Raw genomic sequence first — 17,202 nt, 5'->3', positions numbered from 1 at the left:
GGATCACAGGTCGCGGTCGGGGCGCCGTCCAGAGCGTCGTCGACGGATGCCCTCGCGTGCGTGTTCACGCTGTTTGGCCGCGCGCCGGGACCTGCTGGTGATCCAAGGACGCGGGTGGCTGCCCGGACAGCCGCCGCTGTCCTTTGATCATGAGGGGGTCCGGGTGTGAGTGGGTGTGGCGCAGCGGTCTGGGCGATTTGTGCGGGTTTGAAGCCGCCGATGACTTCGGGCCTGCGTGAAGGGACAAACGTCGCTCGCTTGGGCGACCGAATCGGTCCTTTGATCACGGGTCGGCGGTGGAGGGCGCGGTCCGGAGTGGTGTCACTGGATGCCCTTGCGTGTGTGTTGGCGTTGTTCGGTTCGCGCAGGGATTTGCCGGTGATCCAAGGACTCAGGTGGCTGCCCGGACAGCCGCCGCCGTCCTTGGATCATGAGTGGGTCCGGGTGTGGGTGGGTGTGGCGCAGCGGTCTGGGTGATTTGGGCTGGTGAAGTGGCAAACGTCGCTCGGTTGGGCGGCCGGATCGGTCCTTTGATCATGGGTCGGCGGTGGTGGGCGCTGTCCAGAGCGGTGTCAACGGATGCCCCGGCGAAGGTGTGTTCACGCTGTTTGGTTCGCGCCGGGACCTGTTGGTGATCCAAGGACGTAGGTGGCCGTCTGGGTGACCGGATCGGTCCTTGGATCACGGGTCGGGGTTGGAGGGTGGGGTCCGGGGCGGTGTCACTGGATGCCCTTGCGTGTGTGTTGGCGTTGTTCGGTTCACACCGGGATTTGGCGGTGATCCAAGGATGCGGGTGGCTGCCCGGACGGCCGCCGCAGTCCTTTGATCATGAGGGGTCCGGGTGTGGGTGGGTGTGGCGCAGCGGTCTGGGTGATTTGTGCCGGGTTGAGGCCGCCGACGACTTCGGGGCGCTGGGTGAAGTGACAAGCGGCGCTCGATTGGGCGACCAGAACTGTCCTTGGATCATGCGCGGGCGGTGGTGGATCTCGGCGCGGGCTTACCCGCGCTGCGATAAGGGTGATTTGTCCGTGTTTTGAACCAGCGACGGTGTTGTAGCACCGAATGATGCGCTTGACGGCGCTGGATCATGTGAGTTCGGATCTGGCTTGGATCACCCCGGGCACGGCACGGACGGTGACCGCGCTACCGGTCGCGCTGCCGTCAGGCTGCGCGGAACCACCAAGGCCGCAGCCGTGATGGATTTTCTATTACGGGCATGCCAAACAAGCACGCGAAGAGCAGCGCAAGACAACCAGCGCATCGGCAAAAGGATCAGCGGTGAGGCGCATAGCCCCGCTCATACCCGTCGTGATCGCCGGGATGCCCGCCGCCGTAAACGCCGCGCTGGTCATAACCGCCCTGCCCGCGCCCCCCGTACACCCCGCCCTGCGGCGGCGCGGAAGGCGGCGGATAACCCCCCTGCTGGAACCCGCGAGGCTGGTCATACGACGGCGGCGGCCCGTATCCCGGCTGGTCGAAGTCGCGCGGATCAGGCTGAGCGCCACCGCCGTACACCGTGCCACTGGCCGCGGCGCCACGGGCGGCTGATGCGGGCCGGTTGGCGCCGCCATACACCTTGCCGGTGCCGCCCTCCTCGGGTGAGGGGGGCAGGTCGTCGTCCGGGCCGCGGAGCGCCGCAGCGCCGCGGGCCGGGCCCGTCCCGGCCGCGGCGCGACGGCCGGCGCGGGAGCGGCGGATGCCGATGATGCCGGCGACCACGAGGAGCAGGCCGAGCACGCCGATGGCGGCGACCATGTACGTGATGTCCTGCAGCGTCAGGTCTTCCAGGAACGACCGGTCGTCGGGCTTCGGGGTCGGCAGGACCGCGCCGGCGCCCTTGCCGGGCGTGACGTTCTGCGGCGTGTACTTGAGGATCGGCGCCTTCACGTCGGACGGCACGTCGGAGGCGGTGATGTACTGCTTGCCGTCGGTCGAGTAGGTGATCGCCTCGCCGCGGGCCTCGTTGGGCAGCGGCGTGATGCGGGGCTTGCCGGTGGTGATCGCCTTGATGACGTCGCCGCCCTGGACGTCGAACTCGTACGCGTCGGAGTAGGTGCGGATGACGACGCGGGTGCCGTCGGGGGAGGAGGCGGCGCCGGTGATCGCCTTCCAGCCGAGGAAGGCGAGCGGGTTGGCGGTCTTCGTCTCCTGGGGCGTGAACGTGCCCATCTGCTTGAGCTTGACGCCCTTGGTGGTGTTGGGCTGCAGCGGGCCTTCGGGGATCCAGACCTCGCCGACAGGGTCCTTGGTGATGATGATCGGCGTGCCGTTGCCGTTGAGCAGCATGGCCTCGGCGTCGCGCTTCTTGCCGTCGGGGTAGGCGAGCCGGTTGATGACCGGGGCCTTCGCGCCCTGGGGCAGATTCCACACCGCGACCGTGCTGCGGGGGGCGGCGCTGCCGCCGGAGGCCTCGGTGTTGTCGCCGATGTCGGCGATCCACAGCGTGCCGTTCTTGTCGAGGGCGAGGTCCTCGGGGTCGCGGGCCGTCGGTTCGTAGTTGACCGGCGTGCCGACGACCTTGCAGCCCGCGTCGAGCGTGTAGATGCGGGCCTTGTTGTTGGGCGACGCGCTGTCGTTGACCGCCACGTAACCGGTGGCGGTCGCGACGAGCCCGGAGATCTCGTTGATCTTCGAGGAGTCCGGGGTGCACACTGTCTGACCTGCGCCGGCGGCGGGCGGCTGGGCCGTGTTGGCCGACGGGCTCGGAGCGGCCGCGGCAGGCGCCGCGAGCCCCAGGAGCAGACTCGTCACCGCACCACAAACAAGGCCCACCCGCTGTCGCATCGGACAAGTTTGGCAGAGCCGGACCGGATGTGGGTGCGCCCGGTCCGGCTCTCACTCGCAGTGATCAGACGAACCCTACGACTTCACGGCAAATGGGGCGAGCTCCGCGGCCAGCGCGTCGTTGATCCGCGCGCGGATCCGGGTGCCTTCGGCCAGGTGGGAGGTCTCCAGCACCTCGCCGACGGTGTGGACCCTGGCGACCAGGTCGCCCCGCTCGTAGGGCACCACGGCGGTCAGCTCGATCGCCGGCCAGGGCAGCCGGTGCTCCACCGCGGCCCGGACCGCGTCGATGCCGCCGCCGGTGCGCGCGGAGGCGAACACGGCGTCGGGCCACAGGGACTTCAGCCGCAGCTGGGTCTCCTCGTCGGCGGCGTCGATCTTGTTGACGACCAGCAGCTCCGGCACGGCGTCGGCGCCGACCTCGGCAAGCACCTCGCGGACCGCGCGGACCTGCTCCTCGGGGTCGGCGTGGGCGCCGTCCACGACGTGTAGGACCAGGTCGGCCTCGGCGACCTCCTCGAGGGTGGAGCGGAACGCCTCGATCAGCTGGTGCGGCAGGTGCCGGACGAACCCGACGGTGTCGGACAGCGTGTAGATGCGGCCGTCCTCGGCCCGGGCCCGCCTGGTCGTGGTGTCCAGGGTGGCGAACAGCGCGTCCTCCACCAGCACGCCCGCGCCGGTGAGCCGGTTGAGCAGGCTGGACTTGCCGGCGTTGGTGTAGCCGGCGATCGCCACGCTGGGCACCCGGTTGCGGCGCCGGGTGGAGCGCTTGGTGTCGCGGATCGTCGCCATCGCGGCGATCTCGCGCTTCAGGCGGCTGATCTTGGTCCGGATCCGTCGCCGGTCGGTCTCGATCTTGGTCTCACCGGGGCCGCGGAGGCCGACGCCACCGTTGCCGCTGGCGGAGCCACCGGTCTGCCGGCTCAGTGCCTCACCCCAGCCGCGCAGGCGCGGCAGGAAGTACTGCAACTGGGCGAGCTCGACCTGGGCCTTGCCCTCCTTGCTCTTCGCGTGCTGGGCGAAGATGTCCAGGATGAGCGCGGTCCGGTCGATGACCTTGACGTTGACCTTCGCCTCCAGGGTCCGCAGCTGCGACGGGGACAGCTCCCCGTCGCAGATGACCGTGTCGGCGCCGGTGCTCTGCACCACGGCACGCAGCTCGTCGACCTTGCCGGAGCCGATGTAGGTGCTGGAGTCCGGCCGGCTGCGGCGCTGGATCAGCCCGTCGAGGACCTCCGAGCCGGCGGTCTCGGCCAGGGCGGCGAGCTCCGCGAGGGAGTTCTCCGCGTCGGTGGCGGTGCCTTCGGTCCACACCCCGACGAGCACGACCCGCTCGAGGCGCAGCTGGCGGTATTCGACCTCGGTGACATCGGCGAGCTCGGTCGACAGACCGGCGACACGGCGAAGCGCATGCCGCTCCTCGAGCTCCAGGCCGTCGCCGTCGTCGGCGAGATCCCAGGTTTCTGCGGCAGTCACTCGCAACATGTTCTCCTTGTTCAGTCGATGCAACCCTCCAATCGTGACACCTCGCCCGGCAATCCCGCACTGGATATGTCCCCGTGCGCGCTGCTCGCGGGCCGGGGGATAAGAATGGGTGACGTGACGACTGCCACGCACCGTTTGCCCAGCGCCGGGTTCTCCATCACCATCCGTGTCTCCGTCCGTGCCGACGCCTCGGCGATCGGCCGCCTCACGACCGCGGTCGGCGAGGCCGGAGGCGTCGTCACCGCGGTCGACGTGGTCGACTCCGACAGCACCGCGGTCGTGGTCGACCTGACCTGCGACACCGCCGACTCCGCGCACGCCGAGCAGGTCGTGGCCTGCCTCGAGAAGCTCGACGGGGTCACGGTGCGCAAGGTCTCCGACCGCACGTTCCTGCTGCACCTCGGCGGCAAGATCGAGGTCACACCCAAGGTCGCGCTGCGCAACCGTGACGAGCTGTCCCGGGCGTACACGCCGGGTGTGGCCCGCGTCTGCCTCGCCATCGCCGAGAACCCCGACGACGCCCGCCGCCTGACGATCAAGCGCAACACCGTCGCCGTGGTCACCGACGGCTCCGCGGTGCTCGGCCTGGGCAACATCGGGCCGGCCGCCGCGATGCCCGTCATGGAGGGCAAGGCCGCCCTGTTCAAGCGGTTCGGCGGCGTCGACGCCTGGCCGGTCGCGCTGGACACCCAGGACACCGAGGAGATCATCTCGATCGTGCGGGCGATCGCCCCGGCGTACGGGGGGATCAACCTCGAGGACATCGCCGCGCCGCGCTGCTTCGAGATCGAGGAGCGGCTCCGGGCGATGCTGGACATCCCGGTGTTCCACGACGACCAGCACGGCACCGCGATCTGCGTCCTCGCGGCGCTCACCAACGCGCTGCGCGTCGTCGGCAAGTCGATCGGCGACATCCGGGTCGTGGTCAGCGGTGCCGGCGCGGCCGGCACGGCGATCATCAAGCTGCTGCTGCGCCAAGGCGTCGGCGACGTGATCGCCACCGACCGGCCCGGCGCGCTGCACCGCGACATGCCCGGCCTGACCGGCGCCTGGCCGTGGCTGGTCGAGAACACCAACAAGACCGGCTACAGCGGCGACCTGAAGGGCGCGCTGCGTGGCGCCGACGTGTTCATCGGGGTCAGCGCCCCGAACCTGCTCACCGGCGACGACATCGCCACGATGGCGCCCGGCTCGATCGTGTTCGCGCTGGCCAACCCGGACCCGGAGGTCGACCCGCGGGAGGCCCGCGAGCACGCCGCGATCGTCGCGACCGGCCGGTCCGACCAGCCGAACCAGATCAACAACGTGCTGGCCTTCCCCGGCGTGTTCCGCGGCATGCTCGACGCCCAGGCGCGCGAGTTCACCGAGGCGATGGCCCTGGCCGCGGCGCGGGCGATCGCGGACTCGGTCGGCGAGGACAAGCTCAACCCGAGCGTCATCGTGCCCAGCGTCTTCGACGCCAGGGTCGCCCCGGCCGTGGCCGCCGCCGTGAGGGCCGCGGCGAAGGGCGCTTACCTGGAGAGCACCGTGGACGGCGAGCCGTCGGCGATGCCCTCCCCGGTCGAGCGCGCCTTCTAGCGCGTCAGAAGGACGGTGCCAGCTGCCGGATCGCCTGGGCGTCGACGTCACCGTGCGCGACGATCACGGCCGGTCCGGCCAGCAGGAACTCCGCCGCGGTCTGGGTGATCGTCAACCGGCCGCCCGGCACGTCCACGACGACCACGCCGGTTTCCAGCCCGGCGTGGTCCAGCGCGACCGCGGCCACCGCGCAGGCACCCGATCCGCACGACTGCGTCTCGCCGGAGCCGCGTTCGTAGACGCGCATCCGCCGGTACAGGTCGGCGCCCGCCGGCGGTGCCCCCGCCGCGGCGAACTCGACGTTGACGCCCGCCGGGAAGATCAGCGGGTCGATGTCGGGCGCGTGGGTCAGGTCGAGCCGCTCCAGCGTCGGCTCGTCGACGGGGCAGACCAGGTGCGGGTTGCCGACGTCCACGGCGGTGCCGCCGAACACCTGGCCGGAGCTGGTGGCCTCGCTGCGCACGTACACCCGCGGCATGGGCATCCCGGCGGCGATCTCCTCACCGATCGTCACCGGCACCACCCCCGCGCGGGTGACCAGGTTGAACGACCCCTCGGGGGCGACCAGGCCGGCCTCGGCGAGATAGCGGGCGTAGACGCGCACCCCGTTGCCGCACATCTCGGACTGGGAGCCGTCGGCGTTCCAGTAGTCCATGAACCACTCGGCCGTGCCCGAGGACGCCTCGGCGTCCGGGTGGGCGGCGCTGCGCACCACGCGCAGGACGCCGTCGGCGCCGATGCCCCGCCGGCGGTCGCAGAGCGCGGCGACGAACGTCGGCGTCAACGGCAGCACGCCGTCGGGGTCGGGCAGGATGACGAAGTCGTTGCCCGTTCCGTGTCCCTTGGCGAAGCGCATGGCGTCAATCTTGCCGCACGATCTCCAGCGCCGCTGCTGTGATGTCGGCAGCGCCACCATCAAGCCACACGATCCGGTCGTCCCGGCGGAACCAGGACCGCTGCCGGCGCACGAACCGCCTGGTGGCGCGTACCGTCTCCGCCTTGGCGGTCGCTTCATCCGACAAGTCCGAAAAGTAGTCCAATATCTGTTTGTATCCGAGCGCTGCCCCTGCGGTCCGCCCGGAACGCAGGCCGGCGGCGTCCAGCGCACGGACCTCCTCCACGAGACCCGCGGCCCACATCGCCTCGACCCGCGCCTCGATCCGCTCGTCGAGCACCGCCGTGTCGACGTCCACGCCGAGCTGCAGCGCGTCGTACACCGGCCGCGGCTGCGACGGCAGGCGAGCCGTGAACGTCGTGCCGGTGAGCGCGTTGACCTCCAGCGCACGCACGATCCGCCGGCCGTTGCCGGGCAGGATGCGCTCCGCCGCCTCCGGGTCCGTGCTGCTGAGGCGGGCGTGCAGCGCCTCAGCGCCGACCTCCGCGAGCTCCTTCTCCAGCGCCTCGCGCAGGCCGGGGTCGGTGCCGGGGAAGTCGAAGTCCTCCAGGACCGCCCGGACGTAGAGCCCCGACCCGCCGACCAGCAGCGGCACCCGCCCCCGGGCGGCGATGTCGTCGATCGCGGCGCGCGCCAGGCGCTGGTACACCGCCACGCTCGCCGGCTCCGTCACGTCCCAGATGTCCAGGACGTGGTGCGCCACGCCCTCGCGTTCGGCGACGGTGAGCTTGGCCGTGCCGATGTTCATGCCCCTGTACAGCTGCATCGAGTCGGCGTTGACCACCTCGCCGCCGAGCTCGTGGGCCAGCCGCAGGCTCAGCGCCGACTTGCCGGCCGCGGTCGGCCCGACCACCGCGACGACGCGGGTCACCGCCAGCTCGCGACGAAATATGCGACCCCGTACGGCGCCTCGTTGTGCAGCAGCTCGGTCGTGCCGAACGGCGTGTCCACCGCGCCGGCCAGGACCTGCCACGGCGCCCGGCCGGCGACGAGCAGCTCCGCGGCGAGGACCGGGTCGACGTCGCGCAGGGCCGCGGTGTCACCCTTGGCCAGGGCGTCCGCGACGGCCGCGTCGAAGCCCTCGGCCCGCGGGTCGTCGTAGCCCGGCGACTTCTCACCCCGGCACGCGGTTCCGTCTCCAAGGACGAGCAATGCGGCTCTGGTACCGCTGCCCGCCAGCTTTCTGCCCAGCGCTTCGCACTCGCCGAGCTCCGCGTCGGCCGCGATGCTGTGGTACCGGATATTTCGGTTATGTACGTCTTCCAGGAGCCATGCACCGATGAGCAGGCTCAACGGCAGCGGGTCCGTCGTCGGCGCACCCACCCGCCGGTCGATGCCCCACGGCGCCAGGGTCCCCCCGAACGGGGGCTCACGGCGTATGGTCGTGGCGTCGGCACCGACCACGACGATCACGTCCGCGGTCTCCAGGTGCGCCACGGCGGCACGGCAGGCGGCACGCAGGTCGTCGAGCTCGCTCGCGGCTCCGGCGGCCACCTCCGGCACGAGCATCGGCGGATGTGGGCAGACGGCGGCGGCGACGAGTGGCACGGTCTTAACGTTATCGGGGATGGTCGCTGCGGCATCCTGCGACCCGTTCGGCACCGGAATGGTCACGGTTCGGCCGCAGGCCCTCGACCGGCCCCGGGGCACACCTGTGAGAATGCCATGGGGAACTTTGCTGTGCGATGGCGGCGTGACAGTGGGATACCCGATCCCACGGGCGCCGGGAGCGAGGATGGCAGATGAGCGAGCCTACGACGTTTGGACGGATCGACGCTGACGGCAACGTCTTCGTGAAGACGGCAGCCGGAGAGCGGGCCATCGGATCGTGGCAGGCCGGCACACCGGAGGAGGGCCTCGCCCACTTCGCCCGCCGGTTCGCCGACCTGGTGACCGAGGTCGACCTGATCGAGGCGCGGCTCGGTAGCGGCGCGGCCGACGCCGGTCAGTCGCTGTCCACCATCAAGCGCCTGCGCAGCGGCCTCGACGAGGCGCACGTGGTCGGCGACATCGACGGGCTCGCCGCCCGCCTCGACAAGCTGACCTCGATCGCCGAGGAGAAGGCCGGCGCCGCACGCGCGGCCCGCGACGCCGCCCGCGCCGAGGCCCTCACCCGCAAGACCACCCTGGTCGAGGAGGCCGAGCTCCTCGCGGCCGAGGCGACCGGCTGGAAGACCGCGGGCGACCGCCTCAAGGAGATCCTCGACGAGTGGAAGTCCATCCACGGCGTGGAGAAGAAGGCCGAGAGCGAGCTGTGGAAGCGGTACGCGGCAGCCCGCGACGCCTTCACCCGCCGCCGCGGCGCCCACTTCGCGACCCTGGACGCCAGCCGCAAGCAGGCGCAGGGCCGCAAGGAGGAGCTGGTCATCGAGGCCGAGCAGATCGCCGAGTCCACCGAGTGGAACGCGACGGCCGCCCGCCTCAAGGACCTCATGACCGAGTGGAAGGCCGCGCCCCGCGCCGCGAAGGAGACCGAGCAGAAGCTCTGGGAGCGGTTCCGCGCCGCCCAGGACTCGTTCTTCAAGCGCCGCAGCGAGGTCTTCAGCGCCCGCGACGCCGAGTTCAAGGGCAACCTGGACGCCAAGCAGGCGCTCCTCGTCCAGGCCGAGGCCCTCGACGTCGACGGCGACCCCAAGGGCGCCCAGGCGAAGCTCCGCGACATCCAGGCCGCCTGGCACGAGGTCGGCCGCGTACCCCGCGAGGCGCAGACGGGCCTCGACCGTCGCATGCGCGTCGTCGAGGACAAGGTCAAGGCCGCAATGGACGCCGCCTGGCGCCGGACCCCGCCGGAGGCGAGCCCTCTGCTCGCCCAGATGCGGGAGCAGGTGGCCCGCGCCGAGCAGCAGCTCGCCAGCGCTCAGGCCGCCGGCGACCAGCGCCGCATCAAGGAGGCCGAGAAGGCCCTGGAGAGCAAGCGCAAGTTCCTGGCGATGGCCGAGCACACCGGCTGACCGAGAGACTTCTCCAGTGACGGGCCGATGCGCTCGTCCGACATAGAAAAGTTGACCACTACACGCCGCGGCGTGTAGTGGTCAACGTCGTTTTCCCCCTTGCTCGGCCGGCCAGTTCGATCCTGGACCACGAGCGGGGTGATGGCCGCCGGGCTGGTGACCGGTCCCGCCAGTCGAGCCCGCGCCGGCGTCGGTCGTCGGCGACGGGTGCCGCGACAAGCCGGGCAAAACGCCGCGTGACCGGCTCTGAGCCCACTCCCGTCCGTGATCCAAGGACGGGAGTGGTCGTCTGCACGACCGGCCTCGTCCTTGGATCACGAGCCGGGTCAGGGATGGCGGGCGCTGGCGCAGCTGTGAGGGCGGTGGCGCGGGTGCGAGGGTGGTGGCGCGGGGGTGACCGGCTCTGAGCCTGCTCTTGTCCGTGATCCAAGGACGGGAGTGGTCGTCTGCACGACCAGCCTCATCCTTGGATCACGAGCGGGGTCAGGGATGGCTGGCGTTGGCGTTGGCGCGGGTGCGAGGGCGGTGGCGCGGGGGTGACGGGCTCTGAGCCCGCTCCGGTCTGTGATCCAAGGACGGGAGTGGTCGTCTGCACGACCAGCCTCATCCTTGGATCACGAGCGGGGTCAGGGATGGCTGGCGTTGGCGCAGGTGTGAGGCGGTGGCGCGGGGGTGACCGGCTCTGAGCCCGCTCCGGTCTGTGATCCAAGGACGGGAGTGGTCGTCTGCACGACCAGCCTCATCCTTGGATCACGAGCGGGGTCAGGGATGGCTGGCGTTGGCGCAGGTGTGAGGCGGTGGCGCGGGGGTGACGGGCTCCGAGTCCGCTCCGGTCTGTGATCCAAGGACGGGAGTGGTCGTCTGCACGACCAGCCTCATCCTTGGATCACAAGTCGGAGCAGCGATGGCGGCGGCTGGCGCGGGGGTGGCCGTGGGCGTGACGGCGGCGCGGGTGTGGGGGTGGCGGTGGGCGCGGCGAAGGCGGTGCGGGGGTGGCGGTGCGGCGGTGGCTCGGGTGTGGCGATGGGCGCGGCGAAGGCGGCGGGTGCGGGCCGACAGTGATGCGGGTGCGGGGTGGCGGTGGGCGCGCGGCGGTGGCGCGGGTGCGGGCCGGTGGCGCGGGTGAGGGCCGGTGGCGCGGGTGCGCGGTGGCGGCGTGGGGTGCGGGGTGGCGGTAGGTGTCGGCGGTGGCGGTGGAGCCGGCCATCGGGCGTGCATCGCTGTGCGGATCGCTGCGTAACCGGCTCTGAGTCCGCTCCCGCCTGTGATCCGAGGACAAGAGTGGTCGTCCGGACGGCCGGGTCCGTCCGTGGATCACGAGCCGGGTGAGGACGGCTGGCGGGCGCTGGTTCCGGAGCGGTGGCGGACTCGCGGGGGCGGGAGATCCGGGAAACGCGAAGGCCCGCTCGGCTCCGAGGAGCTGGGCGGGCCCTTCCGGTCTCCGGGGAGGAGGGCGTCAGATGCGGCGGACGACGGTGACGACGCGGCCGAGGATGGTGGCGTGGTCGCCGGCGATGGGGTCGAAGGCCGGGTTCTGCGGCATGAGCCAGACGTGGCCGTCGCGGTTGCGGTAGGTCTTCACGGTGGCCTCGCCGTCGATCATGGCGGCCACGATGTCGCCGTTGTTGGCGTTGGGTTGCTGGCGGACGACGACCCAGTCGCCGTCGCAGATGGCGGCCTCGATCATTGAGGAGCCCTTGACCTGGAGCATGAAGAGGGTGCCCTCGCCGACGAGCTCGCGGGGGAGGGGGAAGACGTCCTCGACGGCCTGCTCGGCGAGGATCGGGCCACCGGCGGCGATGCGGCCCAGGACCGGCACGTAGGCGGGGGCGGGGCGGGCGGCGCGCTCGGCCTCCTCGTCGACGGAGACGAGCTCGCTCGGCGGGCGCACGTCGACGGCGCGGGGGCGGTTGGGGTCGCGGCGCAGGTAGCCCTTCCGCTCCAGCTCCTTGAGCTGATAGGCGACGCTGGAGGGGGAGACCAGGCCGACGGCCTCGCCGATCTCACGGACGCTCGGCGGATAGCCGTTGCGCTCCACCGCGCTGCGGATGAACTCCAGGATGCGCCGCTGGCGGACGGTCAGGTCGGCCGCGAACAGGTCGGGGAAGGCGCTGACCACCGCGGTGACCGCGCGCATCTCCGGCTCGCCTCCGCGGCGGCGGGTGCTGGCGCGGCGGGTGGTGCCGCTGCCGATCGCGGTGACCTCGGCGGGCTCGTCGGTGCGGTCGTCGGCTGACACGTCGTCCTCCCTCGTGTTGGCACCCGCGGAGGGAAGGCCGCGGGTGCGGACGGGCCGTGGGGTGGCCCGCCGCCTCGGCCGCCACCGGATGTGACGGCGCCGGTTGTCGCAAATTTCGGGTATCCCGATCAATCGTCTCGATCGTGTGTGGATCACCGTATCGCCGAGGTGTGACAGTTTCAAACATCTGTACTACGTGGCGCGCTGTTTTTTCGGCGCGTCGCTGGACTCGGGTCTTCTCGCTCTGGTAGACCATCGTACGTCCGTTCGATCGAACGGCTGTACGGAATCGAGGGCCGACATGCGACGACACGCGCAAAACCCGCCCATCCGGCTGACCCGGCGGGGTCGAATCGTGCTCTTCTGTCTGTTGCTTGCGGTCGCGGGCGGGCTGTTCACGCTCGTCGGGGTGCCGGGGCAGGCGGCCGACCGGCCGGGGCCGGCGCCGGTCGTGATCGTGCAGCCGGGCGACACGCTGTGGGACATCGCGACCCGGCACTCGGGGGTCCGGAGGCGCGACGCGACGATCGAGGAGATCCGCCGTCTCAACCACTTGGACGGCTACAGTGTCGACGCCGGGCAGCGGCTGACCCTGCCTCGGCAGCGCTGATCAGGGCAAATGAACGCCGGGCCAACGGCGGAGAACGAGACGCGCGACACGCGAGGGGTGGAATTCGCGGATCAACTTGCGTCCGCGTATGCGTCGGCATAGCGTCTACCCCTAGATGTAGTAGTTACAGGGCTGTAAGTCGTCCACTGGTAGTGGATTCGGCAATCACCCTTACTGACGGTAAAGACCAGCGGAGGCCAGCGACGAGGGCCGCCCGTTGGGCGTTCGCGTGCGTTTTATCAGGACATAACCGACGTAGACTGGAAGGCCACCGCATGCGCTGCCCGTACTGCCGCCACGCCGACTCGCGGGTGGTCGACTCCCGGGAAGCCGAGGACGGCCAGATCATCCGTCGGCGCCGGTCCTGCCCCGAGTGCGGCCGCAGGTTCACCACCGTCGAGGAGGCCGTCCTCGCGGTCGTCAAGCGCAGCGGCGTCACCGAGCCGTTCGACTCGCTGCAGGACTTCGAGCGCGAGATCGCCTCGCTCCGCGCGGCGTCGAACCGGCCGGCCAGTGCAACACAGCACCAGTCGGCACCACAACAGGGGGAGCGCGCCGCCGAACCGGTCGGGTGAGCGGCGCCAGTACACAAGCGAAGCAAGACAACCAGCAGACGCAAACGAAGACTTGAGGGGGCCGCGGATGGCGGGGGAGACGAAGACCAAGGCAGCGTCGCGCAAAGAGGCACAGGGCCTGCGCGTCGAGCGGGTGTGGACGACCGAGGGGGTCCACCCCTACGACGAGGTGACGTGGGAGCGTCGCGACATCGTCATGACCAACTGGCGCGACGGTTCGATCAACTTCGAGCAGCGCGGCGTCGAGTTCCCTGACTTCTGGTCCGTGAACGCGGCGAACATTGTCACCACCAAGTACTTCCGCGGCGCCGTCGGCACCGACGCCCGCGAGTGGTCGCTGCGGCAGCTGATCGACCGCGTCGTGACGGTGTACCGCAAGGCCGGCGAGGACAACGGCTACTTCGCCACGCCCGCCGACGCCGAGGTGTTCGCCCACGAGCTGACCTGGATGCTGCTGCACCAGGTGTTCAGCTTCAACTCGCCGGTCTGGTTCAACGTGGGTACGCAGTCGCCGCAGCAGGTGAGCGCCTGCTTCATCCTCGCGGTGGACGACTCGATGGACAGCATCCTCGACTGGTACAAGGAGGAGGGCCTGATCTTCAAGGGAGGGTCCGGCTCCGGCGTCAACCTGTCCCGGATCCGCTCCTCGAAGGAGCTGCTGAGCAGCGGCGGCACCGCCAGCGGCCCGGTGAGCTTCATGCGCGGCGCCGACGCGTCCGCCGGGACGATCAAGAGCGGCGGCGCGACCCGCCGCGCGGCGAAGATGGTCATCCTGGACGTCGATCACCCCGACGTCGAGGAGTTCATCGAGACCAAGGCGCGCGAAGAGGACAAGATCCGCGCCCTGCGCGACGCCGGCTTCGACATGGACCTCGGCGGCAAGGACATCGTCAGCGTCCAGTACCAGAACGCCAACAACTCGATCCGGGTCTCCGCCGAGTTCATGCAGTCCATCGAGGACGACGCCGAGTTCGCGCTCCGCTCCCGCCTCGACGGCAGCGTCGTGTCGACGGTCAAGGGCCGCGAGCTGTTCCGCAAGCTCGCGCAGGCCGCGTGGGAGTGCGCCGACCCCGGCATTCAGTACGACGACACGATCAACGAGTGGCACACCTGCCCGGAGACCGGACGGATCACCGCGTCCAACCCGTGCAGCGAGTACATGCACCTGGACAACTCCAGCTGCAACCTCGCCTCGCTGAACCTGCTGAAGTACCTCAACGCCGACGGCTCGTTCGCGGTGGAGAAGTTCGTCAAGTCGATCGAGTTCGTCATCACCGCGATGGACATCTCGATCTGCTTCGCCGACTTCCCGACCGAGAAGATCGGCGCGACCACCCGTGCGTACCGTCAGCTCGGCATCGGCTACGCCAACCTCGGCGCGCTGCTCATGGCCAGTGGCCTCGCGTACGACTCCGACGGTGGCCGCGCGGTCGCCGCGACGATCAGCAGCCTCATGTCGGGCACCGCGTACCGCCGCTCCGCCGAGCTCGCCGGGATCGTCGGCGCCTACGACGGCTATGCCCGCAACGCCGTGCCGCACCAGCGGGTCATGCGCCAGCACGCCACCGCCAACGAGGCCATCGGCACCGTCGGCGGGGTGGACGTCGCGATCAAGGCCGCGGCCACGCAGGAGTGGGCCAGGGGCAACGAGCTCGGCGCGAAGCAGGGCTGGCGCAACTCGCAGGCCAGCGTCCTCGCCCCGACCGGCACCATCGGCCTGATGATGGACTGCGACACCACTGGCGTCGAGCCGGATCTGGCCCTGGTCAAGTTCAAGAAGCTCGTCGGCGGCGGCTCGATGCAGATCGTCAACCAGACCGTCCCCCGCGCCCTGCGCAACCTGGGCTACCAGGAGGAGCAGGTCGAGGCGATCGTCGAGCACATCTCCGAGCACGGCCACGTCGTCGACGCGCCCGGCCTGCGCGCCGAGCACTACTCCGTCTTCGACTGCGCCATGGGCGAGCGCACCATCGCCCCGATGGGCCACGTGCGGATGATGTCGGCGATCCAGCCGTTCATCTCCGGCGCCATCTCCAAGACGGTCAACATGCCGGAGGCGGCCACCGTCGAGGACGTCGAGGAGATCTACTTCCAGGGCTGGAAGCTCGGCCTCAAGGCCCTGGCGATCTACCGTGACAACTGCAAGGTCGGCCAGCCGCTCTCCGCGGTCAACAAGGCCGCCACCGCCGCGAAGGCCGCCGCCGAGACGCCGGTCACCGAGGTGGTCAAGACCGAGAAGGTCATCGAGTACCGCCCGGTCCGCAAGCGGCTGCCGAAGAAGCGGCCCAGCTCGACCGTGTCGTTCTCCGTCGCCGGCGCCGAGGGGTACCTGACCGCGTCGTCCTACCCGGACGACGGCCTCGGCGAGGTCTTCCTGAAGATGTCGAAGCAGGGCTCCACCCTGGCCGGCGTGATGGACGCCTTCTCCGTGGCGATCTCCATCGGCCTGCAGTACGGGGTGCCGCTGGAGACGTACGTCAGCAAGTTCGTCAACATGCGCTTCGAACCGGCCGGCATGACCGACGACCCGGACATCCGCCTGGCCTCCTCGGTGATGGACTACATCTTCCGGCGGCTGGCACTGGACTTCCTGGACTTCGACACCCGCTCGGAGCTGGGCATCCTCACCTCGTCGGAGCGCGCCGCCCAGCTGCGCGCCGAGGCGGGCGAGCCGGACGTCGACCTGACCGAGATGCGCAACTCCGCCCCGGTGGAGGCGGCCGCAAAGCCGGCGGTGTCGAAGCCGGTGGAGGTCGCGCCCCCGCGCAAGGCGGGCTCGTCGACCGAGCTGCTCGAACTGGTCCAGGGCAAGGCCGCCGACGCGCCGCTGTGCTTCACCTGCGGCACGAAGATGCGCCCCGCCGGCAGTTGCTACGTCTGCGAGGGCTGCGGCTCCACCAGCGGCTGCAGCTGAGCGTCTGACACCGACCGCCCGGACCTGTCCAGGTCCGGGCGGTCGCTGTTCAGGCGGGTGAACGGGGTCCAGTGCTTGAGGCGGAGTGCCGGGCGTTCGACCAGGTGCCAGGACGCGGCGGCGAGCAGGGTCGTGGCGGCCGCCGAGGCCGCGATGTACGCCGGCAGGCCCCAGTGGTGGACGCCCAGGGCCGCCATGACCTGCTGGGTCGGGAACGCGTAGATGTAGATGCCGTAGGAGTAGTCGCGGTCCCGGCCGATGCGGTGTGTCCAGGGCGGCAGCGTGCAGGCCGCCCACAGCAGCAGGTAGGCCAACGCCGGGTAGCCCAGCACGTGGAAGGCGCCGAAGCGCAGGGTCGCCAGCAGCACCGCCGCGGCGGCGGCGGCGAGCAGCGGGTGGGCGGGGACGCGGTGCTGATACAGCTGCGCCGACGCGCCCAGCAGGAACAGGAAACCCAGGTAGACGAGGGTCTGGGTGTTAAGTGAGCCGAAGAACGGGATCGGGCCGAACGTGCCGCGCGGCTGGGGGATGGTGTACGGCGTTGCCGGCAGCTGGTGCAGGAAGTCGCTGAGCAGGACCGCGTACGCGCCGGCGGTGAGCAACAGGATCAGTCGCGGGGAGCGGCGGATCACGCCGCAGGCGGTGAGGGCGGTGAGGACGGCGTACCAGAAGAGCTCGAACGACAGGCTCCACAGCGAGCCGTTGACGACGGAGCCGCCGCCGGTGAGCCTGCCGTAGGGGGTGTCGCTGAACAGGGTGCCGATGCCCCACTGGTGCGGCTGCCCGAGCGCGTTGCGCGCGGCGAACAGGCCAGCATCACGAAATGTTGCGAAAAGTCCGGCAAGCAGGGCGGTCGCGAGCAGGCACACCCACAGGCCGGGGAAGATCCGCAGGCAGCGGTGCCACGCGAACCGGACGGAGCCCAGCCGGGCCGCGCTCGCGGTGACCAGGAAGCCAGACAGGACGAAGAAGCCGTCCACCGCGAGCGCCCCCACGTCCGCCTGGCCGTGGGAGAACCCCAGGCCCGGCGTCGCCCGGCCGGCGCCCAGCGGCCACGAGTGTCCCACCAGGACCGCGAGGGCGAGACACAGCCGCAGGAACCCGAGAGCGTTCGCGCGGGGCGAGTACCGGTCAACCAACACATCATGACAAACGACCAGATGACCGACTT

The 17,202-nt window shown here is 70.6% G+C and carries 11 protein-coding genes and 1 pseudogene; 5 read left to right on the top strand and 7 right to left on the bottom strand.

All coding sequences use genetic code 11. The annotated features are described in order from the left end of the window. Positions 1-1,272: 1,272 nt before the first annotated feature. Both OHA72_RS63935 and hflX read right to left on the bottom strand, forming a co-directional pair. On the bottom strand, positions 1,273-2,751 hold the full coding sequence (locus OHA72_RS63935) for an SdiA-regulated/phytase-like domain-containing protein (protein WP_327005705.1): 1,479 nt from the start codon (positions 2,749-2,751) through the stop codon (positions 1,273-1,275). A gap of 108 nt (positions 2,752-2,859) precedes the next feature. Then, positions 2,860-4,269 (bottom strand): GTPase HflX, encoded by a 1,410-nt coding sequence (gene hflX / locus OHA72_RS63930; RefSeq protein ID WP_442788474.1) that lies wholly within the window; start codon positions 4,267-4,269, stop codon positions 2,860-2,862. A gap of 114 nt (positions 4,270-4,383) precedes the next feature. Here hflX and OHA72_RS63925 point away from each other — a divergent pair, with 114 nt between their 5' ends. After that, on the top strand, positions 4,384-5,847 hold the full coding sequence (locus tag OHA72_RS63925) for an NAD-dependent malic enzyme (protein WP_327005703.1): 1,464 nt from the start codon (positions 4,384-4,386) through the stop codon (positions 5,845-5,847). A 4-nt stretch (positions 5,848-5,851) separates the two neighbouring features. On the opposite strand, the gene dapF is transcribed toward OHA72_RS63925, so the two are convergent. The 3 genes from dapF to OHA72_RS63910 are packed head-to-tail and all read right to left on the bottom strand — an operon-like array spanning position 5,852 to position 8,251. Further along, a complete protein-coding gene (gene dapF / locus OHA72_RS63920; RefSeq protein ID WP_327005702.1) occupies positions 5,852-6,703 on the bottom strand; it encodes a diaminopimelate epimerase in 852 nt (283 codons plus the stop codon). A 4-nt stretch (positions 6,704-6,707) separates the two neighbouring features. Beyond that, on the bottom strand, positions 6,708-7,634 hold the full coding sequence (gene miaA / locus OHA72_RS63915) for a tRNA (adenosine(37)-N6)-dimethylallyltransferase MiaA (RefSeq protein ID WP_442788806.1): 927 nt from the start codon (positions 7,632-7,634) through the stop codon (positions 6,708-6,710). Then, positions 7,610-8,251 carry a class III extradiol dioxygenase subunit B-like domain-containing protein gene (locus OHA72_RS63910; protein ID WP_327011941.1) on the bottom strand — a complete coding sequence of 214 codons (642 nt, stop codon included), beginning with the start codon at positions 8,249-8,251 and terminating at the stop codon, positions 7,610-7,612. The genes miaA and OHA72_RS63910 overlap by 25 nt, the downstream gene beginning before the upstream one ends. Before the next feature lie 233 nt (positions 8,252-8,484). On the opposite strand from OHA72_RS63910, the gene OHA72_RS63905 reads away from it, so the two are divergent. Next, positions 8,485-9,693: a DUF349 domain-containing protein gene (locus OHA72_RS63905; protein ID WP_327005700.1), complete on the top strand. Its 1,209-nt coding sequence runs from the start codon at positions 8,485-8,487 to the stop codon at positions 9,691-9,693. A gap of 1,456 nt (positions 9,694-11,149) precedes the next feature. Here the strand turns inward: OHA72_RS63905 and lexA are convergent. Beyond that, positions 11,150-11,830, bottom strand: a complete 681-nt coding sequence (gene lexA, locus OHA72_RS63900; protein WP_239135838.1) for a transcriptional repressor LexA — start codon at positions 11,828-11,830, stop codon at positions 11,150-11,152. A gap of 457 nt (positions 11,831-12,287) precedes the next feature. Between lexA and OHA72_RS63895 the strand changes: the two genes are divergently transcribed. From OHA72_RS63895 to OHA72_RS63885, 3 genes and pseudogenes are all read left to right on the top strand, one after another. Then, positions 12,288-12,542 (top strand): LysM peptidoglycan-binding domain-containing protein, encoded by a 255-nt coding sequence (locus OHA72_RS63895; protein ID WP_327005699.1) that lies wholly within the window; start codon positions 12,288-12,290, stop codon positions 12,540-12,542. 275 nt (positions 12,543-12,817) lie between these two features. Further along, positions 12,818-12,991: pseudogene (locus tag OHA72_RS63890) on the top strand (NrdR family transcriptional regulator); the annotation flags it as partial. Positions 12,992-13,184: 193 nt separating this feature from the next. Further along, on the top strand, positions 13,185-16,031 hold the full coding sequence (locus OHA72_RS63885) for a vitamin B12-dependent ribonucleotide reductase (RefSeq protein ID WP_327005698.1): 2,847 nt from the start codon (positions 13,185-13,187) through the stop codon (positions 16,029-16,031). Here the strand turns inward: OHA72_RS63885 and OHA72_RS63880 are convergent. Further along, positions 15,989-17,170, bottom strand: a complete 1,182-nt coding sequence (locus OHA72_RS63880) for an acyltransferase family protein (RefSeq protein ID WP_327005697.1) — start codon at positions 17,168-17,170, stop codon at positions 15,989-15,991. The two genes, OHA72_RS63885 and OHA72_RS63880, sit on opposite strands and share 43 nt — an antisense overlap. Positions 17,171-17,202 lie beyond the last annotated feature (32 nt).

This window comes from Dactylosporangium sp. NBC_01737, from assembly GCF_035963215.1.
Lineage (GTDB): Bacteria > Actinomycetota > Actinomycetes > Mycobacteriales > Micromonosporaceae > Dactylosporangium.
This window is presented reverse-complemented; position numbering and strand designations above follow the sequence as displayed.